General features: G+C 36.2%; 18 protein-coding genes. 10 read left to right on the top strand and 8 right to left on the bottom strand.

Translation table 11 applies throughout. The features are described from left to right. Positions 1 to 47: 47 nt before the first annotated feature. Entirely contained in the window at positions 48 to 1,235 is a 1,188-nt protein-coding gene (hmpA, locus tag QM491_RS09335) for an NO-inducible flavohemoprotein (protein ID WP_283327238.1), read from the top strand. A 274-nt stretch (positions 1,236 to 1,509) separates the two neighbouring features. On the opposite strand, the gene dnaE is transcribed toward hmpA, so the two are convergent. Then, positions 1,510 to 5,082, bottom strand: coding sequence for a DNA polymerase III subunit alpha (dnaE, locus tag QM491_RS09340; protein WP_283327239.1), 3,573 nt, complete (start codon positions 5,080 to 5,082; stop codon positions 1,510 to 1,512). A 66-nt stretch (positions 5,083 to 5,148) separates the two neighbouring features. Then, positions 5,149 to 5,835, bottom strand: a complete 687-nt coding sequence (locus tag QM491_RS09345; protein WP_283327240.1) for a DUF2461 domain-containing protein — start codon at positions 5,833 to 5,835, stop codon at positions 5,149 to 5,151. 164 nt (positions 5,836 to 5,999) lie between these two features. On the opposite strand from QM491_RS09345, the gene trpS reads away from it, so the two are divergent. The 3 genes from trpS (at position 6,000) to QM491_RS09360 (ending at position 8,115) form a co-directional block, all read left to right on the top strand. Beyond that, positions 6,000 to 6,974, top strand: a complete 975-nt coding sequence (gene trpS, locus QM491_RS09350) for a tryptophan--tRNA ligase (RefSeq protein WP_283327241.1) — start codon at positions 6,000 to 6,002, stop codon at positions 6,972 to 6,974. A gap of 120 nt (positions 6,975 to 7,094) precedes the next feature. Further along, positions 7,095 to 7,664 carry a phosphatase PAP2 family protein gene (locus tag QM491_RS09355; RefSeq protein ID WP_283327242.1) on the top strand — a complete coding sequence of 190 codons (570 nt, stop codon included), beginning with the start codon at positions 7,095 to 7,097 and terminating at the stop codon, positions 7,662 to 7,664. A gap of 16 nt (positions 7,665 to 7,680) precedes the next feature. Next, positions 7,681 to 8,115 carry a DUF2147 domain-containing protein gene (locus QM491_RS09360; protein WP_283327243.1) on the top strand — a complete coding sequence of 145 codons (435 nt, stop codon included), beginning with the start codon at positions 7,681 to 7,683 and terminating at the stop codon, positions 8,113 to 8,115. Positions 8,116 to 8,254: 139 nt separating this feature from the next. Here the strand turns inward: QM491_RS09360 and QM491_RS09365 are convergent, their stop codons facing one another. From QM491_RS09365 to QM491_RS09375, 3 genes are all read right to left on the bottom strand, one after another. Next, entirely contained in the window at positions 8,255 to 8,824 is a 570-nt protein-coding gene (locus tag QM491_RS09365) for an NAD(P)H-dependent oxidoreductase (protein ID WP_283327244.1), read from the bottom strand. Between the two features lie 71 nt (positions 8,825 to 8,895). Further along, positions 8,896 to 9,714, bottom strand: a complete 819-nt coding sequence (locus QM491_RS09370) for a helix-turn-helix domain-containing protein (RefSeq protein ID WP_283327245.1) — start codon at positions 9,712 to 9,714, stop codon at positions 8,896 to 8,898. Positions 9,715 to 10,104: 390 nt separating this feature from the next. Then, positions 10,105 to 11,139: an acyl-CoA reductase gene (locus tag QM491_RS09375; protein ID WP_283327246.1), complete on the bottom strand. Its 1,035-nt coding sequence runs from the start codon at positions 11,137 to 11,139 to the stop codon at positions 10,105 to 10,107. A gap of 221 nt (positions 11,140 to 11,360) precedes the next feature. On the opposite strand from QM491_RS09375, the gene QM491_RS09380 reads away from it, so the two are divergent. From QM491_RS09380 to QM491_RS09405, 6 genes are all read left to right on the top strand, one after another. Continuing rightward, complete coding sequence (locus QM491_RS09380) at positions 11,361 to 11,708, top strand: 4Fe-4S dicluster domain-containing protein (protein WP_283327247.1); 348 nt, start codon at positions 11,361 to 11,363, stop codon at positions 11,706 to 11,708. Positions 11,709 to 12,050: 342 nt separating this feature from the next. Then, entirely contained in the window at positions 12,051 to 13,157 is a 1,107-nt protein-coding gene (locus QM491_RS09385; protein ID WP_283327248.1) for a porin, read from the top strand. A gap of 166 nt (positions 13,158 to 13,323) precedes the next feature. Next, the gene (locus QM491_RS09390; protein ID WP_283327249.1) at positions 13,324 to 14,628 is read left to right on the top strand and encodes an ammonium transporter; all 1,305 of its coding nucleotides are present in this window, start codon (positions 13,324 to 13,326) and stop codon (positions 14,626 to 14,628) included. A 598-nt stretch (positions 14,629 to 15,226) separates the two neighbouring features. Next, positions 15,227 to 16,111: a DUF488 domain-containing protein gene (locus QM491_RS09395; RefSeq protein ID WP_283327250.1), complete on the top strand. Its 885-nt coding sequence runs from the start codon at positions 15,227 to 15,229 to the stop codon at positions 16,109 to 16,111. 2 nt (positions 16,112 to 16,113) lie between these two features. Then, positions 16,114 to 16,926, top strand: coding sequence for a DUF8758 domain-containing protein (locus QM491_RS09400; protein WP_283327251.1), 813 nt, complete (start codon positions 16,114 to 16,116; stop codon positions 16,924 to 16,926). A gap of 579 nt (positions 16,927 to 17,505) precedes the next feature. After that, on the top strand, positions 17,506 to 18,099 hold the full coding sequence (locus QM491_RS09405) for a 3'-5' exonuclease (protein ID WP_283327252.1): 594 nt from the start codon (positions 17,506 to 17,508) through the stop codon (positions 18,097 to 18,099). Positions 18,100 to 18,270: 171 nt separating this feature from the next. On the opposite strand, the gene mtaB is transcribed toward QM491_RS09405, so the two are convergent. From mtaB to QM491_RS09420, 3 genes are all read right to left on the bottom strand, one after another. Then, positions 18,271 to 19,626, bottom strand: a complete 1,356-nt coding sequence (gene mtaB / locus QM491_RS09410; protein ID WP_283327253.1) for a tRNA (N(6)-L-threonylcarbamoyladenosine(37)-C(2))-methylthiotransferase MtaB — start codon at positions 19,624 to 19,626, stop codon at positions 18,271 to 18,273. A gap of 35 nt (positions 19,627 to 19,661) precedes the next feature. Further along, the gene (locus tag QM491_RS09415; RefSeq protein ID WP_283327254.1) at positions 19,662 to 21,371 is read right to left on the bottom strand and encodes an LTA synthase family protein; all 1,710 of its coding nucleotides are present in this window, start codon (positions 21,369 to 21,371) and stop codon (positions 19,662 to 19,664) included. Between the two features lie 236 nt (positions 21,372 to 21,607). Next, entirely contained in the window at positions 21,608 to 22,621 is a 1,014-nt protein-coding gene (locus QM491_RS09420) for a glutamine synthetase beta-grasp domain-containing protein (RefSeq protein ID WP_166552187.1), read from the bottom strand. Positions 22,622 to 22,873: the final 252 nt, after the last annotated feature.

The following is a 22,873-nucleotide window of genomic DNA, read 5'->3' on the forward strand; positions in this document are numbered from 1 at the left end:
TAATCATATAAAAGATTAAAAGGTCTTTTATTCTTTATTGTAATATTATGGCAAGTGCAAAAACTATAGAAATCGTAAAGGCTACCGTGCCTGTGTTAGCCGTTCATGGAGAGGCAATTACGAAAACTTTTTATCAATTGTTATTTGAAAGAAATCCTTCTCTCAAAAATGTTTTTAATATGACTCACCAAGTACACGGAACCCAACCGCGTGCCTTGGCAAATGCCGTGTACGCCTACGCTGCTAATATCGAAAATCCAGCAGTGTTGGCAAAAGCTATCACTCAAATCACACAAAAGCATACAAGTTTGTCGGTTACTCCTGAAATGTATGATATCGTAGGAACTAATTTATTAGAGGCAATAAAGGTTGTTTTGGGAGATGCAGCTACCGATGATATTATAAATGCTTGGGCTGAAGCTTATCAAGAGTTAGCTAATTTGTTGATTGGCATTGAAGAAAAAATCTATCAAGAAGCTGAGCAGCAGGAGGGTGGTTATCGTGGACAGAAAAGTTATACAATTATAAAAAAAGAAGAGGAGTCTAGTATCATTACTAGTTTTTATCTGAAACCTACTGATAATACTTCAATACCACAATTCAAATCTGGACAATATGTAGCAGTAAATGTTTCTATTGCTGGTGCTGAAAATACTTTTACACGAAATTATAGTTTGTCAGGTTGTACAACTCAAAATACCTTAAGAATTTCGGTTAAAAAGGAAACAGGTAAGCCCGCAGGTGTTGTTTCAAATTATTTGCATGAGATAGCTCAGGTTGGAGATACCATCAATTTGGGGATTCCTGCGGGTGAATTTGTACTAGAACCTACACAAAAACCAATCGTATTGATTGCTGGGGGTGTTGGAATTACACCTTTGATGAGTATGTACATGAATTTATTTCATCACGCCGAAAACGAAGTTTTGTTTATTCAATGTGCCAAAAATGGAGCTGTTCATGCTTTTGACCAAAGAAGTCGTCAGTTAGCGGGTAAAAAGGAGAGCTTGAAAGTGATTTCAATCTACGATGAGCCATCATCGACCGACCAACCAGATTATCAAGGTTTACTTACGCCTGAAATCCTTAAAGCAAATATCTCATCACTCGATGCTGAATATTATTTCTGCGGTCCAGTACCATTTATGAAACAAGTCAAACAAATGCTTTTAGCATTAGAAATTCCAGAAGGGCAATTACATTATGAGTTTTTTGGGCCAAGTGGAGATTTGTAATAAAACAATCAAATAGGTGGATGTAAAAGTTGAAAGTGCCTACACAATAGAAACAGTTTAAAGCTGAGATGATTCTATGATTTTACATCAAAAAAGCGGTTGAAATTCATTTTCAACCGCTTTTTTGATATTGTTATGCTATTTCTGCTTTAAACGTAAAGTGTAACCTCTCTACCATTAATTACAAATTTTAACATAATTACTAAAGCGCAAATCACTCAATTCGAGATTATTCACTTTGTGCCTTTGTTCCTTCCTAACTATGCCCTTCCAATTAATTCAACTTAAAAGTCACTCCATTGATTTGCTGAAGCTCCTCCAAGAATTCATTATTTGGAGATATTTTATTTTTCCTTGAAAGCATAGTAACCTCAACTTTGTCTTCAGGGTCGACAACTTTTACAGAAACACTACAAGTACCTTGATGTTTGAGAAAAAGTTGATTGAGTGAATCCACAATCATCGCATTTACTGATTGCAGTCCTAAAGTGATACTTAGTTCTTTGGTATATTTATCCCTAATTTCCGAGAGCAATTGCATACTCATAGGCTTATATTCCCAATCATCAGGTTTGCCCCAACGGTTGCGAATAGTACCTTTTACATACAAGAATCTATCTTGTGAAACATATTTGGATAAGTTGACAAAATCCTCACCAAAAAGCGCAAATTCATAACTACCATTATAGTCTTCAAGTGTAAACAACATAAATGGATTTCCGTTTTTGGAATAGCGTTCTACTACTTTTGTAACAATACCTCCTACACTTACTTCTTTCCCTCTGTAGGCAGGATCCATGACTTTATCAAGTGTAGTGGTACAAAAACTATCAAGCTCAAGTCTATAACTATCGAGCGGGTGACCAGAGATATAGATGCCCACAACGTCCTTTTCGAACTTTAATCGCTCCATTTGCGACCATTTTTCAATACTTGGAATTTTGGGTTTTGCAATATCTGCTCCACCACCTTCACCCAGCATTCCAAATAATGATGCCTGTGCCGAAGAAGCTATTTCAGAAGATTTGTTGGCATAACGGATAATTTTTTCAATAAAAGTAGAGCCTTCACTTTCTTCAAAATAGATAGCACGGTGAATTTCTGGATAGCAGTCAAACGCACCTGCATACGCCAAACTTTCGAGTGTTTTCTTGTTTACGGTACGTAAATTTACACGAGTCACAAAGTCATAAATATCCTTGTAAGGACCATTTTTGTCACGCTCCTCGATAATAGATTCTACAGCTGCATCACCAGTTCCTTTGATGGCACCTAATCCAAAGCGAATTTCTCCTTTCTTGTTAACAGCAAACGAGCGGTAAGATTCATTGATGTCTGGTCCCAATACAGGCAATCCCATGCGCTTACACTCTTCCATAAAAAAGGTAATCTTTTCAATGTTGCCTAAAGAGTTAGACATCACAGCAGCCATGTATTCCGAAGGATAGTGGGCTTTTAGATAGCCAGTTTGGTAAGCTACAAAAGCATAACAAGTCGAGTGAGATTTGTTAAAGGCATATTGTGCAAAGGCTTCCCAGTCTGTCCAGATTTTGTTGAGTTTGTCTTCAGGATGCCCTTTTTCTTTGGCACCATCCACAAACTTACTTTTCATTTTATCAAGCGTGTAACGGTCTTTTTTACCCATTGCTTTTCTCAGAACGTCGGCATCTCCTTTCGAGAATCCTGCTAATTTCTGAGACAAAAGCATCACCTGCTCTTGATAAACGGTAATTCCGTAGGTATCCGCCAAGTATTCCTCCATGTCGGGCAAATCGTAAGAGATTTCCTCACGACCATGTTTACGAGCAATAAAGTTGGGAATATAGGCAATCGGGCCAGGACGATACAAGGCGTTCATGGCAATCAAATCCGAGAATTGATCGGGCTTTAAATCCAACAAGTGCTTTTGCATCCCGCCAGATTCAAATTGGAAGGTAGCGTTTGTCTCGCCTCTTTGGTACAGTTCGTAAGTTTTTACATCATCAAGAGGAATAGTATCTAAATCGATAACTACACCATAATTTTGTTTAATCAAACGAAGTGCTTCCTTCAGGATAGAAAGGGTCTTCAGACCTAAAAAGTCCATTTTGATTACTCCTGCATCTTCAATGATTTTACCTTCAAATTGCGTAATCAATAAGTTTACTTCTTTTGAAGTAGCAACAGGCAAAATTTCTGTTAAATCCTTGGGCGCAATAATAATCCCAGCAGCATGAATACCCGTACCACGAACAGAACCTTCCAAAACCAAGGCTTCTTCTAATACTTTTGAACGCAAAGAACCTTCTCGACGTATTTCACGGAGTTTCTTAACGTTTTCTATATCTTCAGCTTGTAATTGTTCTTTTTCTGCAAGTGATTTTTCACCAATTAATGGGGCATTCATTACTCTATTCAAACTAGTGCCTGGTTTATCAGGGACTAATTTTGCTAGTTCATTGGATTCATTCAGTGGTAAATCCATTACACGAGCTACGTCTTTGATAGACATTTTGGCAGCCATTGTACCATACGTTACAATGTGCGCAACTTGCTGTTTACCATATTTATCTACTACATAATCAATTACCTTTTGGCGACCTTCATCATCGAAGTCCGTATCAATATCGGGCATTGATTTACGGTCAGGATTCAAGAAACGCTCAAATAGGAGGTTGTATTTAATCGGGTCAATATTGGTAATACCGATACAGTACGCCACCGCCGAACCAGCCGCCGAACCACGACCAGGCCCTACAAATACGCCTAAGTCTCGACCTGCATTGATGAAATCTTGTACAATCAAGAAGTAACCTGCAAATCCCATCGTTCTAACTACGTGTAGCTCAAACGCCAAACGTTCTTTGATATGAGGTTCCTCCCAATTTTCACCATAGCGATTACGAGCGCCTTCCCATGTCAAATGTTCGAGGTAATCATCTTGAGAAACAAAACCAGCTGGAATTTGATAGTTAGGAAGCAAAATATCTTGCTTCAATTTCAAATGGTCACACTTGTCAACGATTTCGTTGGTATTATCAATTGCCTCTGGAATATGACTCCAAAGGTCAGTCATTTCTTGTGTTGACTTAAAATAAAATTGGTCATTATAAAAAGCAAAACGCTTTCCCTTCACGCTTTCGCCATCATCAACATCCTTGTAAGTTGGCGTAGATTGCTTTTCGCCAGTGTTGATACAAAGTAAAATATCGTGGGCGTTGGCATCTTTTTGGTCGAGATAGTGAGAGTCATTGGAGGCAATAACTTTTACGTTATATTTCTTCGCAAACTTTAACAAAACCTCATTGACCTTCAACTGGTCGGGAATTTCGTGGTTTTGTACCTCGATATAATAGTCTTCACCAAATAAATCCAGCCACCATTTGAATTCTTTCTCCGCTTCTTCCTCCCCGTGTCTCAAAATGGCCTGAGGAACAGACGCACCGATACAGCATGTTGTGGCAATTAACCCTTCATGGTATTGTAGAATCAACTCTTTATCAATACGAGGATATTTACCGTATAAACCCTCGATGTAGCCCAATGAACATAGTTTTACCAAGTTTTCGTAACCTTTGCGGTTTTTGGCAAGCATCAATTGGTGATTACGACGGTCTTTTTGTTCTTTGGAGAAAGCTTTTTTGTGGCGGTCTTCCACGACATAAAACTCGCAACCTACGATAGGTTTTACGTCTCCATGTTTTCCAGCTTCCGCGACAAATTGGAATGCTCCAAACATATTCCCGTGGTCAGTAATGGCCACAGCAGGCATATTATCAGCCTTGGCTTTGGCAAAAAGCCCCGAAATTTTTGAAGCTCCATCAAGTAAGGAGTACTGTGTATGACAGTGTAAGTGACTAAATTGCATAATTTCTAAAGGTAATATTGGCAAAGAAATAGTTTAAAGAAACCTATTTCAGAATTAATTTCATTTCTACAACAACTGAATATCTGGTTCTTCGTGGTCAAAGAAAATTACGTTCAGGTAATCCAAATAAGGTTTTAATATCTTACACGTTTCAGTTACCTGTTCCACAAAGTTGGGTGAAAGCACCTCTTCATTGGTGAATTTTTTCCAGAAAAACATTTGTTTCCATTTCAATAACTCAATTTCTGGATGGTTTTTATCATAACCTTTTGGAGACGTTTTTACTTTCTCACCTTCGGGCGTTCCAAAGGTTTTGACAAAAAGTGGGTCAAAGATAATACCTTTTAAACTTTCTGGACTAAAATCTATTTCTTGACGAAAAGCGGCGAGTTGCTCGGCAGTTGGCGAATACATACCTCCCCCAAGGAATGAACCACCATTTTCGATATGTAAATAGTAATCCATTTTTCCAGACTTGCGTCCGCCTTCCGAAAAACTAGCCGAAAGCCATGTTTTATAGGGATCTTTGTTTGCCGAAAAGCGCACATCACGGGCAATTCGGTAATTACAGTCTTTAATTTTTACGCCAGACAGGTTTTCAAATGTTCCAATACTATTAATTAATTCTTGGATGCTTTCTTCAAAACTTGCTTTTACCCCATCATATTCTTTCTTGTTGGCGTGAAACCATTCTCGGTTATTGTTGATTTTGAGTTGATTAAGGAAGTCAAAAGTTTGTTGAGTAATGGCCATGTGTTTACTTTTTATAGATTTGTATCAGTTCTTATTTGTGAAGTTACTCAAAATGTTCAAACCATGATTTGACGGATTGGAGGAATTTGTGGAATTTTGTATAAAAATGGACTCGAAGCTTGCGAAGGCTTCAATATCACAAAGAACCAATTAATCCTTCTAGCATGAGAATACTAACAGGCATTCAAGCATCGGGGCGTCCACATTTGGGAAATATTTTGGGAGCGATTCGCCCAGCCGTAGCCTTGTCTAAAGAACCAAATAATGAATCATTTTTGTTCATTGCCGACTTACATACTTTAACAAGTTTGAAAGATGGTGATGCACTTCGTCAAAATACTTATGCTATTGCAGCCGCATGGTTGGCTTGCGGATTTGACCCTGAGAAAAACTTTTTCTATCGTCAATCAAGGTTGGCTGGTTATCATACCGAATTGATGTGGTATCTTAATTGCTTTACGCCATTTCCGATGTTGGCTAATGCTCATAGCTTTAAAGAGAAATCTGAAAAGTTGGCAAGTGTCAATGCTGGCTTGTTTACCTATCCAGTATTACAAGCGGCAGATATTGTACTATACGATGCGCATTTAGTGCCAGTGGGGAAAGACCAACGTCAACACCTTGAAATGACACGTGATATTGCTTCTGCATTTAATCGTCAGTATGAGGAGGAGGTTTTGGTGCTTCCAGAAGCAAGAATTGATGAGTCAGTTATGACAATTCCTGGAATTGATGGACAAAAGATGAGTAAATCTTATGGCAACTTCATCGACGTATTTTTACCTGAAAAAGAATTATTGAAAGTTGTCAAGAAAATTGTTACAGATACAAAAGGATTGGAAGAACCGAAAGACCCTGATACCTGTAATGTATTTAAGTTATATGAATTGGTGGCAACAGCCGAAGAGATTGCTTCAATGCGTGAAAAATATTTGGCAGGAGGTTTTGGTTATGGTCATGCTAAGCAAGCATTGCATGAAGTATTAGTTCGTGAGTTTGCTGAAGAAAGACGTTTGTTTGAGTATTATATGAATAACTTGGACGAGCTAGAAGCAAAATTGAAAATCGGAGAAGCTAAGGCGGAAGAAATCGCTAAAGCAACGATTGAGCGTGTTCGTAAAGTTTTAAGATTTGTTTAAAATATCAAACCGTGTCAAGTGAGTGCTGAATTGTGAGTACTGAGTTTTGAGTGTAATTTTATGATTACACTTTTGACACGGTTAATTTTCTCCTCATCAGATAAGAATAGCCTCATTTTTATGTTGGAAGCTCTCAAATCATTAGATACACAAGCCTTTCTTTTGTTGAATGGTATTCATCATCCTGTCATGGACAGTTTTATGAGTTTGATGACCAATAAGTTTACATGGATTCCTTTGTATCTCTTTTTTCTCTATTTTATTGTAAAACAAGAAGATAAATCAGGCTGGAAGATACTTGTTGCTATACTGTTATGTATTTTGATTTCAGACCAAGTTTGTTCTGGTTTGCTCAAGCCTTGGGTCGCTAGATTACGACCTTGCCATGAGCCCAGTTTAGCTAATGTGATACATTTGGTAGGAGGTTGTGGAGGACAATATGGCTTTTGCAGTTCGCACGCTGCTAATAGTTTTACCTTAGCCGTATTTTTCTATCTACAATATGGAAAGCAACACGCTTGGGTCAAATTTTTATTTCCTTGGGCAATAATTGTAAGTTACAGCCGTATCTATGTTGGAGTTCATTACCCTGGCGATGTAATTTGTGGAGCTTTGATTGGCTCACTTGCAGCTTATGGGGTTGTAAAAGTTCTTCATAACATTCAACGCTCAAAAAAGTTTACTCATTAACAATAATTGATAATCTATGAAAATGCTCATTAACCTCTTTGGAATAGGCTTTATTTTGCTATTCTCTCATTTTTATAAAACAGAAAGTACTTCTGTTGAAGGAATGTGGCTAACGGCAGATAAGCTTTCCAAAATTTTAATTTATGAAGAAAATGGGAAGTATCATGGAAAAATAGCTTGGCTAAAACAACCTTCTATTAACGGAAAGCCTGTGTTAGATAATAAAAACCAAGATGAGTCATTGCGCAACAAACCCATGTTAGGTTTGATACTACTGAAAAACTTTATTGCTGAATCAAAAAATACTTGGAGAAATGGCACTATCTACGACCCAAGAAGCGGGAAAACGTATGACTGTGTTTTAACACTCAAAAACAGTAATACATTAGATGTGAGAGGATATATTGGTAAACCAATTTTTGGGAAGTCGGTAACGTTTACAAGAGAATAAAAGGAAAGAAATTTATTCTTTAATTGATATTAAATTCAAGCATATAAAACGGAGAAGTCTCACTAAGGCTTCCCCGTTTTTTTTATGAACTTAATCAAATGAAAATTTATACATAGGAGTACCAATTGAAAGGCAGCCTTTAAAATATTTCTGCAATCTGCTGTGTCCACTGGTCGATAGTATCAGCATTGGCACGGTCTGCTTTATCAAAGAAAAAGTGTTTTTTGATTTCCAAACGGCAATACAAGTAAATACCCTTGTCCGAGGTAAGTGATAGAGCTTTGTCCATTCCTATCTCACCATATTCAGCGTGTGATTTCCCGTGTGTGTTAATAATTACGGCTTGTTTTCCTGTTAGTAACCCTTTTTGAATACCTTGGTCATAACGGTAAGCAAAGCCATAACTGAAAACTCTGTCAATATAGCCCTTCAAAATAGCAGGTAAACCTGTCCACCAAATAGGGTGAATAAACGTAATACAATCTGCCCAAGAAATAAAATCTTGTTCCGTTTTTACGTCTTCTGCAACTTGCCCTTTGTGTTGTCCTGCAATATCTTCTAGTGAAAGAACAGGATTGAAGTTGAGTTGGTACAAATCCCTAACCTCCACTTCATGTCCATTGGTGGTAAGCTTCTCAATTACTGCCTTTTTGAAATGCCCGTTCAAACTCTGAGTATTTGGATGAGCGTAAATAATCAAATGTTTCATTGTTCTACTTTTTAAATGTGATGACACAAAAGTAGAATAGTCCTGCCTGCTAAAATTGTAAGAAAACGAAATCAGTTGATAGGATTACAAATGTCCTGCTGGAATTTTAGGTATTTTGTTGGGCTTATATTCAAATAATGCTTGAAATCGTTGATAAGTTGACTTTGGTCGTAATAGCCGCATTCGTTGATGATAGTGAACCAATCATTTTTTGATGACATTGAAGTACTATTTTCTATCATCTCAACAGCTTTTATAAATCGTTGATAGCGATTAATCTCTTTAGCTGAGTATCCAAAATACTTTTTATGATTGATTTGAATGTTGCGTTCAGATTGTTTGGTGCTGCTCGCAACGACTTTTATTGAGTTTAATGATTTTTCTTTGAGATTCGTTAGTTCTTCCGCTATTACATTTCGTTCACGCAAATAAGGTTCACAAAATTCAAGTATGTAGTTTACCTGTTGGTTTACATTGTCGATTGTATTGAGTTTATACCATAACGCCGTAAAACAATTCTCATCTGATAAGTCATCGGGGTTTATCGGTACATTTTGGGTAAGCGAAACGTTGCCGAAGAATCGAAAAAAAGCATCGTTTTTGAAATTGGCAACCAAAATTTTTGATTTGGGAGGTAACGAATAAGAAAATGCCCTCTTAATTGTTCCTAACACAAAACACTTTTCAACTTCTATTTGTGTGTTTTGTAGTGAATGCAATAATGCTTTGGCTCCAAAATTGAAAATCATAATGGTTTGATAAGAAGGCAATAACGTTTTTGTTATGGTTTCGCTCGATTGATTATGGGCAAAATAGAAATGTGAAAATACGTTTTCGTATGCTGCATGAACAACTATTCGGAAGCTGGAATATGTCTTATTGTGTATCATTATTTTCTCAGAAGTTCTGTCGTTTTGTTTTATAACCAATGTAGATTATTGAATACGAAACAGTTATTAAACCATAAAAATTGAGGTGAGTCAGATTTTTCAGCTAACAATTTTACCCTTCATTGTGGCAAAACCTGTATTGAATAAAAATTTGTTAACAAAAGAATTAATTTCTAGGACAATTTAACTTCAAAATTTATAATGACAATAAAGAATTCTATCTAGTTGAACCTACCAAAAGAAAAACTACTAAGATGTAGCCTCAAGTGAACTATATCTTAGTAGTATGACTCAAAGTCTTATCGGAGCTTTTGGGAGTCGTTTATGTGGTTTCTCCATTAGGTTTTTACCTCTTAGAGACTATTTTATTTGAATACTTTTTACTAAACCCTATTGCTTTGTTACATTTCCCATTTCCAACAAAAACTTCATAGTATCTACACCATCGGCATAATCTGCCAATTTGGGACATTGCGCATCTCCGAATGGAACTGAATTAGGATACCAACCATCTTTTGAAACGATACACTGAATTTTTTCTTCATGGAGGGCTAATTTCTCTGCCAAATCTTGCTCATTTTCATATTCCTCATAGAAAATAACGGAGATAGGAGAGACCAAATTTTCACTTGGCGTAGCTACTAAGAAACCATTGTCAAAATGTTTTACGCCATTAATCAGATAAATAGACTTGTTGTAGTCGTAATTATTTTTGTATTTATGATTCAAGAAAATGTCACCTAATGGCTCAATGGCATCATAGAAACTGATGAACTCGTAGCCTTTTGGTACATATAATTTAGAAACATTGCGACAGCCCAACCCAAAGTAAGAAGTAATATCTTGTCCTAGCGCCAAAAACTCTTCTGTAGTTTCATCGCCCTTGATTATGCCTAACGAACTACGATTTTTACGAATAATATGTGGTTTGTTTCGGAAGTAATATTCAAAATAACGAGCTGTATTGTCTGAGCCAGTTGCAATCAAAGCATCCACATTTTTCATTTGTTCAGCAAATTCAATGGGAAGTTCTGGTGCAAACTCTAATAATTTAGAGATAAGCCCTCTCATCAAAGCGGTATCTTGTGTGCTAAGTTTTACTACGCAGATATGCCCCGACATCAACACACAGAATAAATCATGGAATCCTACCGCTGGAATATTTCCAGCCATAATTAATCCTACACGTTGAGGATTTGGGTTTTCATTTGGGATTTGATAATTACCAATCCATTGGCTAATAGCCGTTTCATCCAAGAAGTAATTAGCGATAGCCTCGATAGCTGAACGAGTATTTTCGGGAGTAAACCAGTTATTTTGATGGTAGGCTAAATCTACCCAAAGTTCAATTTCTGATTGATTTTTGGGGTCTTTTAAAAAGCGTCCAAGCGCCCAAAAAGCCTCAATTCTTGCTTCTAATGTCATAATTATTCGATAATTTTCACAAAGGTAATCAAAAAGAGGAAATAAAATTTTTACAATAGTCTTCAAACTATCTAGTCTATTCGCTGTTTAGTTATTAAATTTGTGGCTAGTTATCAGTTATCAAAACCATTATCAATAAATTTTGAATTTAGCGCGATAATCTTTTCCGATTAACCGATAGCCATAAACCGATAACGTTTTAATCAATTATTTAAAAAGCTATGGCAATTATTATCACTGAGGAGTGTATCAACTGTGGAGCCTGCGAACCAGAATGCCCAAACACTGCAATCTATGAGGGTGGTGTAGAGTGGACTTGGTCAGGTGGGACAAAATTGGTCGATGTTGAATTGGAAGACGGTACTGTTATCAACGGTAAAGACCCAATGGCTCCTGTTTCTGACGAGTTTTACTATATAGTATCTGATAAATGTACTGAGTGTATGGGATTCCACGAAGAACCACAATGTGCAGCTGTTTGTCCAGTTGACTGTTGTGTTCCAGATCCAGACTATGTGGAAGACGAAGAAACATTGTTGGCTAAAAAAGCATGGTTACATGCAGAATAACATGGTATAGTACAATTGTACTGTAAGGCTCTAAGCCCCGATTTCTAGAGAAATCGGGGCTTTTTTATTGAAAAAATCCAAAAAAATATCAAAATGTGCAAAAAATAATATTTGGTATATCGGTTGATTTGCCAAATAAGTTTAAAAACGAACTTGTTTGTTAAATTTTTATGTAAAAAGAGGTAATATTGGTTTATAAAAAGATTGATTTTGGATTATTTTTTGAAAAATAGCAAAAAATAGGTTTAAAAATTATCTAAAAAATTTGGATTAATGATTTTTACCTATAATATTTGCAATGTAATCAAGCATTAATAATTAATCAATTAACCAAATAATATTATGAAAAAGACTTTAACGGCATTATTTTCTTTGTTTTTAGCAGTTCCTGCATTTTCTCAAGATAAGGAAGAAGATAAAGGTAAGTTTACATTCTCTGGATACATTGATTCTTACTATTTGTCAAACTTCAATAATCCTAGAGATATGAAGAACACAGGTGCTTCTGGTACAGCTAGAGCATTTGATCAAAAAACTGGATTCTCTTTAGGTTTGGCTCAAACTAAGATTGGATACTCAACTAGCAAATCTGATGTTGTTTTAGACTTGACATTCGGTCCAAACGCTGACTTGGGTAACTACGGAAATAACATTGGACCATTAGGAAAAGATGGATCATCTTCATTGATTATCAAACAAGCCTATTTCAACTGGAAGGCTACAGATAAATTAACATTGACAGCAGGTCAGTTTGGTACACACATCGGTTATGAAGTAATTGATGCTCCAGTAAACTACCACTACTCGCTTTCAAACTTGTTCAACAACGGTCCTTTCTACCATGTAGGTGTTAAAGCTGCTTATGCAGTGTCTGACAAATTTGCTTTGATGGGTGGTATAGTAAGTGGTGTTGACCAATTGTACAGCAATAACAACAAACCAGGTTTGATTGCACAAGTATTTGTTCAACCAACAGCAGGATGGAACGTATATGTAAACGGTATTACAATCAACCGTAACTCAAAAGACCCTGTTACAGGATTGACACCAACAGGAACATATAACTTGTTAGATGTAGCTACTACTTATCAAGTAACAGACAAATTTTTGTTTGGTTTGAATGCTGCAACTGGTGAGCAAGGTGGAAAGACATGGGGTGGTATCGCATTGTATCCTAAATACGATTTCACTAGCACATTTAGCTTAGGCGCTCGTTACGAATCATTCTCTAACAAAGACGGTGTAACTGCACTACTTGATGCTACTGGTAGTGGTGTAAGCGTAAATTCATTCACTATCACTCCAACATTTACTGTAGCAGACGGTCACTTGTTATTGAAACCAGAATTCAGAGTAGACTCTTACGACAAAAACTTCTTCGTAGATGGAGATGGTAAAGATGTAAAATCACAGTCAACATTGACTTGGGCTATGATTTACAAATTTTAATTAAGATATTTATTTACACTAAGTCAGGAATACTATCCCTTTATTCCTGACTTAATATAAGATAATCGTCATATATCTATTAAGAATATGACATTCTCTGAAAACAAAATCCATAAACCCTAAAACTTTTAGTATCATGACACAACAAAAACCCACTTGGATCCCAATGTTGATCCTCCTGGTAATTGCAATTTTTGCAGCTTTTGTACCAACTCCTGGTCCAGCAGTAACTGAAGGTCTTGACACAGGTGATATCGCTTGGATGTTAGTATCCGCAGGATTAGTATTATTAATGACTCCAGGTTTGGCATACTTCTACGGTGGTATGGTTAACCACAAAAACGTAATTTCTACAATGTTGCAATCATTTATTGCGATGGGAGTAATTACGCTAATCTGGGTAATTTTTGGTTTCTCATTAGCATTTGGTAGTTCAATCGGCGGTATTGTTGGTAACCCATTAGATTACGCATTTTTCAAAGGTGTATTCGACGGAAAACCTTGGTCATTAGCTCCAACAATTCCATTTGCTTTGTTTGCATTCTTCCAAATGAAATTTGCTGTAATCACTCCAGCTTTGATTTCAGGTGCATTAGCTGAACGTATCAACTTCCGTGCTTTTGTATTGTTCATGGTATTGTTTTGTGTAGTAGTATATGCTCCATTGGCTCACTGGACATGGCACCCAGATGGTTGGTTGTTCAAATATGGTGTTCTTGACTTTGCAGGTGGTACTGTAGTACACATGTCAGCAGGTTGGGCAGCTTTAGCAGGTGCTATTTACTTGAAACGTCGTAAATCTCATGTTGAGGCAAACATTCTTCCTCCAGCAAACATTCCTTACGTATTGCTAGGTACAGGTTTATTATGGTTCGGATGGTTTGGTTTCAACGCAGGTTCGGCAGTAGGCGCAGGAGCATTAGCAGTATCAGCATTCGCTACAACACACGTAGCAGCAGCTTCAGCAGGTTTGTCTTGGGTATTGTTTGATGTAACACGTGGTCGTAAAGTATCAGCATTAGGTTTCTCAATCGGTGCAGTAGTTGGTCTAGTAGCTATCACACCAGCATCTGGTTTCGTATCAGTTCCTGCAGCTATCTTTATCGGTACTGTTTCAGCAATCGTGTCTAACATTGCAGCACACTGGAGAGCTAACTCTAAATTGGATGATACATTAGACGTATTCCCTTGCCATGGTACAGGTGGTATGATGGGTATGTTGATGACAGGTTTGTTTGCTTCAAAAGCAATCAACGGAGCAGTAGCAGAAGAAGGTTTGTTTATCTCTGGCGACGCTTCATTGTTCATCAAACACATCGTTGCATTAGTTGTAGTATCAGCTTTCGCTTTCTTAGCATCTTACGCATTGTTGTTTATAACAGACAAAATCGTTCCATTGCGTGTAACAGAAGAAGAAGAAAGAGTTGGTTTGGATATTTCACAACACGACGAATCTTTAATCGAAGTTTAGGATTAATAACTATACAAGCATGACCACAAGTAATGGTTCTTGTGGTTTTGTTTCAGAAAAAATGCCCTCAGACTATGTCAGAGGGCATTTTGTTGTTATATACACCACCACATTTTCGAATTGTCACTAAAGTGTCAGTAAAATGTCAGTAAAGTGTCAGTTGCAGTTAAAAAAAAGAATGGAAAAAGACTCAAATTTTCAAAGCCATTTACTATCAGAACCAACCCTCGTAAAGACCAAAAACGTGAACGGTTGGTATTCGGTGATTGAAATCTGCTTGTTTCCTATGTTTTAATTGATTTTTTCTGAACTATCTGTAAGGCATCAATTAAAAAATCCAGTGCCATTTTAATTATTTGAGTAATTTGATAGCCTTGAAGGTAGGAAGTTGTAATTATTTTTGGTTGCATAGTTTATCATCAGGTATCTCATCAAGACGAAAAACTAAGGTGCCTTCTTCAATAAGATACCTTTAATCGGAATGGTTTGGTTATTCTATTCAAGAGTAGGAAAAGGTTAATTAGGTTCGTAGTTTGTAGAGAAAAATAATGATTGAGTTAAGACTAAATCCTATTGAATTGAGATGTACTTTTGTATTATGTATTACAGACGAAAAATATTACTTTCATTAATTGAATTATTTGGAGGAAAACTTGATAAAGTAAGCCTCCAAAAGTTAACGTTGCTTTTTACTAAAGAGCAAGAAAAACCAGTATATCATTTTGTGCCAAACAAATTTGGGTGCTATTCATTCCAACTTTCAGCAGATTTGAGCGCATTGACTAAGTATCAGATTTTAGACCAAGTGTCAGATGAGTTCATAAAAATTGACAGCCGTAGTTACATTAAGGACCTAAAAGAAGTGGATCGTAAATCTTTTGTTAGATTAAAATCCGTAAACTTTAATAAATCTAAGGACGAGCTGATAAAACTTACCTATCAAAAATATCCTGAATTAGCATTTAATAGTATAATTATTAATAAGTACCTATCGGAACCAGAAATTGAAGCCATAAAATTACTTAAGCCAATATCAGAAGAAAGTGCTCTTTACACAATTGGTTATGAAGGTGTTAGTCTCGAAGAATATCTTAATAAACTAATTAAATATGATATAAAAGTTTTGTGTGATGTTAGAAAGAACCCCTTAAGTATGAAATTTGGGTTTAGCAAGCATCAACTCAAATCTGCTTGTGAAAGCCTTGGTATAGAATACATACATATTCCTGAGCTAGGTATAGAATCGGATAAAAGACAACAACTTAATTGTCAAGTTGACTACGATAATTTATTTGTTTCTTATAGAAAAGAGGTTCTTAATAACACTAAATTATATCAAGAAAAAATATTAAATTTATTAAAAGATAAACACCGAGTCGCATTAACATGTTTCGAAGCGAATATTTGTCAATGCCATAGGAAAGATTTATCCGAATCCGTAATAGAGCATTCCCACTATCATTATAAACTACAGCATATTTAATTATGGCTAAAACCAAAGTATTAATCACTGTAAAAACTTATCCTACACTTTCAAATAAATATGGAGAATTAGTTTGCACCGCTGGTTTTCTTGAAGATGGAAGTTGGATAAGAATTTATCCAATAAAATTTCGAGAGAAACCTTTCCATGAACAATACAAAAAATATCAGTGGATTGAAATAGACTTGGTTAGAAATTCGAAAGATTATAGATTGGAAAGTTATAGACCTTATTCTCATGATACACAAATTGAGGTTGTAGGTAATATTCCCTCTGACAAAAAAAGTTGGGATAACAGAAGAAAGTATGTTTTAAATAATGTTTATAATAACCTAGAATCTTTGATTCAGGATTCCAAAGACAATACTAAATATACATCGCTTGCAGTTTTTAAACCGACTAAAGTAATTGATTTTACTTACGAAGAAGTAGAACGTGATTGGGATAGAGAAAAGGTTCAACAATTCAATCAGTTTAATATTTTCGAAAATGTAAGTGATGGAATCCCAAAAATTGTCAAAAAGTTACCATATAAGTTTTCTTATACATTTGAAGATATAAATGGCAAAAGAAGTAAACTAATGATTGAGGATTGGGAAGTTGGTCAGTTATTTTGGAATTGTCTTTCTAAACAACAAAATGAGCAAAAAGCTTGTGTGCAAGTAAAAGAAAAGTATCTTGATGATTTTGCAAAAACAAAAGATTTACATTTCTTCTTAGGTACAACACAACAACATCACTTAACTGCCAAGAATCCATTTATTATAATTGGAACTTTCCATCCTAAACATATTGAGCAATTAAGCCTTTTCTAAAATTTTTACATAAAGTAGTTGATAAATGCCTATTAACGTTAACTACTTTATGTGAAGAAAGTAGTGTTATTCTGTACTTTAAGAATTTACTATATTGCCAAAAATAAGTTCTACATTTGAGCTCTATATCTTTTTCCTTATATCCATCATCAATATTAACATTTCTTGGTTATATCGGCCGTTATTAAGAATTAACTCTTCATAAGTTGTTAGCCATCGCATGGGTAGATTGATGGTCATGCTTGTGATAGTTATTCTTTTGTCAAACACTACTTAGAACTTGCCTTAATGATTAATAACCCAATGATTTTCCTAAAGTAAAAAATAAAGGTATCTTCACAAATCCGACGGAGTTCTCGTTTAGGAAAACTTATTATCTGGGTTTACTCATCTTGAGACTAATCTCACAATCCTACCAAATACTGTAAGAATCCCCTTACCATTTTCTACCATTTTCGCTCCTTTTTTCCGATATTTGTAGTCGCAGAAATTAGAATGTATTTTAAATTCGGTTAATCAAAAATGATTTATGGGCTATAGCTTAGCCAAAAGCACCGATGTGATGAAGATGTTATTAGTATGAATTTTACAGCAATAGATTTTGAAACTGCCAATAATAGTAGAAGTAGTGCGTGTGCTTTGGGGGCAGTCAAAGTCGAAAATGGCGTGATTACTGAGAGAAAAGAATGGTTGATTCGCCCTGAACCGTTTGAGGTGGGGTATTATCAATTCCGTGTGCATGGCTTGTCGGCACAATTGCTGGAGGAACAACCAACCTTCGACCAAGTGTGGCCTGAAATAAAACCCTATCTTGAAAATACTACTTTAGTAGCCCATAATGGAAAGTTTGACTTTGGGGTATTGAGTACCGTTCTGGAATTATATGGCATTCCGCCAATCAGGTATGCTTCTTTGTGTTCTTTGGAGTTGTCGAAAAAGATTTGGAAAGAAGAACCGGGCTATGGCTTGAATACACTCGCAACAAACAAACTCAATCATCGTTTTAACCACCATAATGCGATGGAGGATGCGGAGGTGAGCGCTTTGTTGTTATTGAGAATGGCTGAGGAAATTGGAACGAATGATGTATATGAAATTATTGCTGCTTATGCACCTTCACGTCCAAGGTTTTATAAGAAAAGAAAATTCTTTAAAGGCGGAAACCCTTCATAATCTACTGAATATAAAGGATAAAATGAGTAATTGAACAATTTGGAGAAAATTCGCTTATTGTTAGTATTATTCTAAGAATATTAATTATCTTTGCAGACCACAAGTTTGGTTTCTTGTGGTTTTGTTTTGTTATAAGAAAAGGCTGCTCAACTCTGAACAGCCTTTTTTGTTTTAATGACTTTCGAATAATACTTCGGCTTCTTGAACCTCTACTAGCATTTTTTCATTAATGCTTACCAAGGCAACTTGCTTAGTTTCATTGATTAAGAGTGGGTCATACTTGGCTGTCACTCGAACATAATTCTCAGTAAAGCCTTGCATTTGTCCGTCTTCTACATCTTCTTCAAATAGTACTTCAAAGCTTTTTCCTAATTGTTGCTCATAGAAATATCGACGTTTTTTGTCTGACAAAATATGCAACATTTTCGAACGTTCGGCACGTTTACTTTGTGGAACTACAGGTTTTATACCAATAGCAGTGGTATTTTCACGCTCTGAATAGGTAAATACGTGCAAATAGCTAATTGGTAATTCGTTTAAGAAATTGTATGTTTCCAAAAACTCTTCTTCTGTTTCGCCTGGATGACCTACAATGACATCGACGCCAATACAACAGTCTGGCATGAGTTCTTTGATTTTTTGAACTCTATCTATATATAACTCTCTTTTATAACGACGACGCATCAAGCCCAAAACTTTGTTTGAACCCGATTGTAAAGGTATGTGAAAGTGCGGAACAAAGCGTTTTGACTGCGCCACGAATGCGATAATTTCATCTGTCAACAAGTTTGGTTCGATAGACGAGATTCTAAAGCGGTTGATTCCCTCTACTTCGTCGAGTGCTTTGACCAAATCGAAGAAGGTTTCTTCTCTATTACCGTTGCGCAAACCAAAATCCCCGATATTTACACCCGTCAATACAATTTCTTTCACACCACTTGCTGCAATTTCTTGCGCTGCCTTTACCACATTGGCAATACTGTCTGAACGACTGGCTCCACGTGCCAAGGGAATCGTACAATAAGCACATGGGTAATCACAACCATCTTGTACTTTCAAGAAGGTACGAGTACGGTCATTTAATGAATAAGAAGTATGATAGTCAATTGCCTCTTCGATATTTTGATTGTAAACCTTGGCTTTTTGACTACTAGGTTCTTTTACAAAACCATCCAATAAATCAATCAATTGAAACTTTTCAGCCGCACCCAAAACAGCATCAACTCCTTCAATATCAGCGATTTCTTGGGGTTTCAATTGTGCGTAACAACCAATAATAGTCACGTAGCCATTAGGGTTGATTTTGTTGGCTTCCTTGACAATTTTCTTACATTTTTTGTCGGCATTTTCGGTTACCGAACAAGTATTGATGATAAATATATCGGGCTTTTGATTGAACTCTACTTTTTCATACCCTTTCGATTCAAACATTCGAGAAATGGTTGAAGTCTCCGAATAGTTCAATTTACAGCCTAAGGTATAAAAGGCTACTTTCTTTTTATCCGTATGATTCTCAGTGTTTTGCATAAATCTTTTTAGAAATCTATTTGGCAAAGTTACAGCTATAAATTCAAAAATGCTTGAAATGATAACTGAAGATATGCTTTTCCTTGTTTTACAAGGTTTGAATCGACTTTTCCTGAGGTTTCGATGAGGTTTTTACCTTGGTTGTCAAAAGCAAAATTTCCTCTTGGAGCTACCCAGCCGAAACCATCATTGAAAACATAATATGCCGATGGTTGATAATTTTGTTGAAATATATTTTTAGACCATTGATAAGCTGGATTGCGCTTACGAAGTTGAGCTAGGAGAGTCGCCACCAAATCATTCTGTGAACAAACGGCATCGATTACTTTTCCTTTTACCTTCAATGCACCGCCAGTCCAAACCATTGGAATATGAAAATTGTCTATTTTTTTGTCATCTTTTGGCAAAGGATGTCCATGATCTGCCACAATAATGACGATGGTGTTTTTCCACCATTCTTGTTTTTTAGCTTCTTCAATAAATTTACCCAGACTTCTATCGGTATAATGATGTGCATTGATAAATTTATCCTTCATGTCATCGCCTTTGAAAACCGTTTCCATAGGTACTTCAAAGGGTTCGTGGCTACTTAAGGTAAAATAATTGACAAAGAAGGGCTCTTTATACACATTCAAATCATGCAATAATCGATTAAAAACCACATGGTCGTGTGCGCCCCATTTGGAGTTCATATCCTTTGGGTCAAAGTTTTCTTTGGTAATCAATTGGTCAAATTCACCAGCCAACATATAAGACTTAATATTGGCAAATTCGGGCTCACCACCATAATACCATGCTGTACTGTATCCCAGTTTTTTGAAATCCTGACTTAAAATCGGCAAATGAGCCGTTTTCTTTGGCATAGTCATGACACTCGCCGTTGGTTGTGCAGGAAATGCGCTCAAAATAGCAATCAATCCTTTATCTGAACGGTCACCACTGGCAAAACAGTTCCTAAAAAGGATACCTTCATCCGCAATTTTACCTAATTCGGGCAAAACACCTTTCAATCCGCCAGTTTTATCAAATACTTTTGCCGTAAGACTTTCCCATGTTATGATTAAGACATTGGGTTTGGTAATTGTTGTATCTATGACATATTCAGTCGTTGGCGAATTATTTTGTAGGGTAATTAATACTTCTTTTTCAGCTTCTTTTATTGGTAAATATTGATAAGGATTACCTTTATCGGCAGTTTTATTAAACCAAGAATCTGCAAAATTCCAAAGAGGATTAATAGCTGCATGATTAGCAAATAGCTTGTTTGAGAAATAAACTGCACTTTGGTTGATTGGTGCTAATTGTAACCCTCCACGAATTGGAATAATTAGTGCGGCAGCTAAAAAAAGGACAACTGGAAAGTTGAGCCAAGGGAGTTTTTCAAACCGTATTTTTTGAAAAAGAAAATGAAAAGCTAGTATTGAAATGATACTAATAACTACCCAAATAAAAATTAATAAACTAGTAGGGGAAGCTCCTGCCGAAGCCATCATTTCTTCGGGGTTACTCAAATACATCAGAGGAGTAGTATCTATCCTAAAACCCCAAGCACGATAGAGTTCCAAATCTATGGTAACAATCAAAGTACAAATGATGACCAATATATAGGTATAGTATTTGACAAAACTCAAAACGGGTTTTTGAATTTTGGGATTGATCGAAAATGCTAATAAGGTAAATGGTAAAATACTCAAGTAAGCAGCAAATGAAGCATCTAAACGAAGACCAACTACAAAAATCTTCATTTGAGTCAAACTATCGAGAGCATGGAATTTATTAAAATGATAAAGAACGAAAACTTCTTTGCTGATGATAAAGTAGATAATCCAATAAAGGTAATATCTCATTAAAAAGTACAATCTATCTAACACGGCCTATAAATTTTTCCGTAAAGTTACGCCCATTTTGTAAATATTTGGGAAGTGTGGGCAAATAAAAAAGCCCACCTTTTGGGTGGGCTTTAAATATATCATTATGCTGATTAAACGTTAGCAGTTTTTACAGTTTTGATGATACGAGCTGCAACTTTGTATGGATCGGCAGCAGAGTTTGGACGACGGTCTTCCAACCAGCCTTTCCAACCTTTTTCAACTGCAGCGATTGGGATACGGATAGAAGCACCACGGTCAGATACACCAAATGAGAATTGATCGATTGACTGAGTTTCATGCTTACCTGTCAAACGCAAGTGGTTGTCAGCACCATATACAGCGATGTGTTCTGCAACGTAAGGACGGAATGATTCGCAAATAACTTCGTAAGTTTCTTTGCTTCCGCAAGTACGCAATACAGTATTAGAGAAGTTAGCGTGCATACCTGAACCGTTCCAGTCTGTTGCGCCTAGTGGCTTACAGTGCCAGTTGATAGCTACGTTGTATTTCTCACCTAATCTTTCCAACAAATAACGAGCAACCCAGATTTGGTCACCAGCTTCTTTTGCACCTTTAGCAAAAATTTGGAATTCCCATTGACCAGCAGCAACTTCAGCGTTGATACCTTCAACGTTCAAACCAGCGTCCAAACAGATGTCTAAGTGCTCTTCAACGATATCACGACCGTAAGCATTTTTAGCACCTACTGAACAGTAGTATGGGCCTTGTGGAGCTGGGTAACCGTTAGCTGGGAAGCCAAGAGGTTTGTCAGTTTCTAAGTTCCACAAGAAATATTCTTGTTCAAAACCAAACCAGAAATCGTTGTCATCGTCTTCGATAGTTGCACGACCGTTAGATTCGTGTGGCGTACCGTCAGCGTTCAAAACTTCGCACATAACCAAATAAGCATCTCTACGAGCTGGGTCAGCACAAATATATACTGGTTTCAATAAACAGTCAGAAGAACCACCAGGGGCTTGCTCAGTTGATGAACCGTCGAATGACCACATATCGCAGTCTTCTAATTTTCCACTAAAATTGTTTTCAATTTTAGTTTTGCTACGTAGACTCTGAGTTGGTTTGTATCCATCTAACCAGATATACTCAAGTTTTGATTTTGCCATGATAATTTAACTGATTTTTATTGATTGGTTAATTATTTCGTAATTCTTGGTACAAATATAAACTAGTTTATGAGAAAAATACAAAAAAAATTTCAAAAAAGATTTAAAATTTAACTTGTTTGATTGCATTCGTCAGTTTTGAGTAAAAAATACTATCTGCATAAATGCTTAATTTCCTCTTAATGCGAATTATATTTTGTGATATCCAAAAGTACAAGATATAATTTTGCAATAAAAGAATAATGCAAAATA

It is taken from the genome of Flectobacillus longus (assembly GCF_030056705.1).
In the GTDB taxonomy this organism is placed as follows: domain Bacteria; phylum Bacteroidota; class Bacteroidia; order Cytophagales; family Spirosomataceae; genus Flectobacillus; species Flectobacillus longus.

Bases quoted from the DNA above. Each gene is read 5' to 3' on its own strand.
- mtaB (WP_283327253.1), bottom strand. From the start codon at position 19,626: ATGCAAAACACTGAGAATCATACGGATAAAAAGAAAGTAGCCTTTTAT.
- trpS (WP_283327241.1), top strand. From the start codon at position 6,000: ATGAGAATACTAACAGGCATTCAAGCATCGGGGCGTCCACATTTGGGA.
- QM491_RS09385 (WP_283327248.1), top strand. From the start codon at position 12,051: ATGAAAAAGACTTTAACGGCATTATTTTCTTTGTTTTTAGCAGTTCCT.
- QM491_RS09420 (WP_166552187.1), bottom strand. From the start codon at position 22,621: ATGGCAAAATCAAAACTTGAGTATATCTGGTTAGATGGATACAAACCA.
- QM491_RS09360 (WP_283327243.1), top strand. From the start codon at position 7,681: ATGAAAATGCTCATTAACCTCTTTGGAATAGGCTTTATTTTGCTATTC.
- QM491_RS09355 (WP_283327242.1), top strand. From the start codon at position 7,095: ATGTTGGAAGCTCTCAAATCATTAGATACACAAGCCTTTCTTTTGTTG.
- QM491_RS09405 (WP_283327252.1), top strand. From the start codon at position 17,506: ATGAATTTTACAGCAATAGATTTTGAAACTGCCAATAATAGTAGAAGT.
- QM491_RS09390 (WP_283327249.1), top strand. From the start codon at position 13,324: ATGTTGATCCTCCTGGTAATTGCAATTTTTGCAGCTTTTGTACCAACT.
- QM491_RS09395 (WP_283327250.1), top strand. From the start codon at position 15,227: ATGTATTACAGACGAAAAATATTACTTTCATTAATTGAATTATTTGGA.
- QM491_RS09400 (WP_283327251.1), top strand. From the start codon at position 16,114: ATGGCTAAAACCAAAGTATTAATCACTGTAAAAACTTATCCTACACTT.
- QM491_RS09375 (WP_283327246.1), bottom strand. From the start codon at position 11,139: ATGACATTAGAAGCAAGAATTGAGGCTTTTTGGGCGCTTGGACGCTTT.
- dnaE (WP_283327239.1), bottom strand. From the start codon at position 5,082: ATGCAATTTAGTCACTTACACTGTCATACACAGTACTCCTTACTTGAT.
- hmpA (WP_283327238.1), top strand. From the start codon at position 48: ATGGCAAGTGCAAAAACTATAGAAATCGTAAAGGCTACCGTGCCTGTG.
- QM491_RS09415 (WP_283327254.1), bottom strand. From the start codon at position 21,371: ATGAAGATTTTTGTAGTTGGTCTTCGTTTAGATGCTTCATTTGCTGCT.
- QM491_RS09365 (WP_283327244.1), bottom strand. From the start codon at position 8,824: ATGAAACATTTGATTATTTACGCTCATCCAAATACTCAGAGTTTGAAC.
- QM491_RS09370 (WP_283327245.1), bottom strand. From the start codon at position 9,714: ATGATACACAATAAGACATATTCCAGCTTCCGAATAGTTGTTCATGCA.
- QM491_RS09345 (WP_283327240.1), bottom strand. From the start codon at position 5,835: ATGGCCATTACTCAACAAACTTTTGACTTCCTTAATCAACTCAAAATC.
- QM491_RS09380 (WP_283327247.1), top strand. From the start codon at position 11,361: ATGGCAATTATTATCACTGAGGAGTGTATCAACTGTGGAGCCTGCGAA.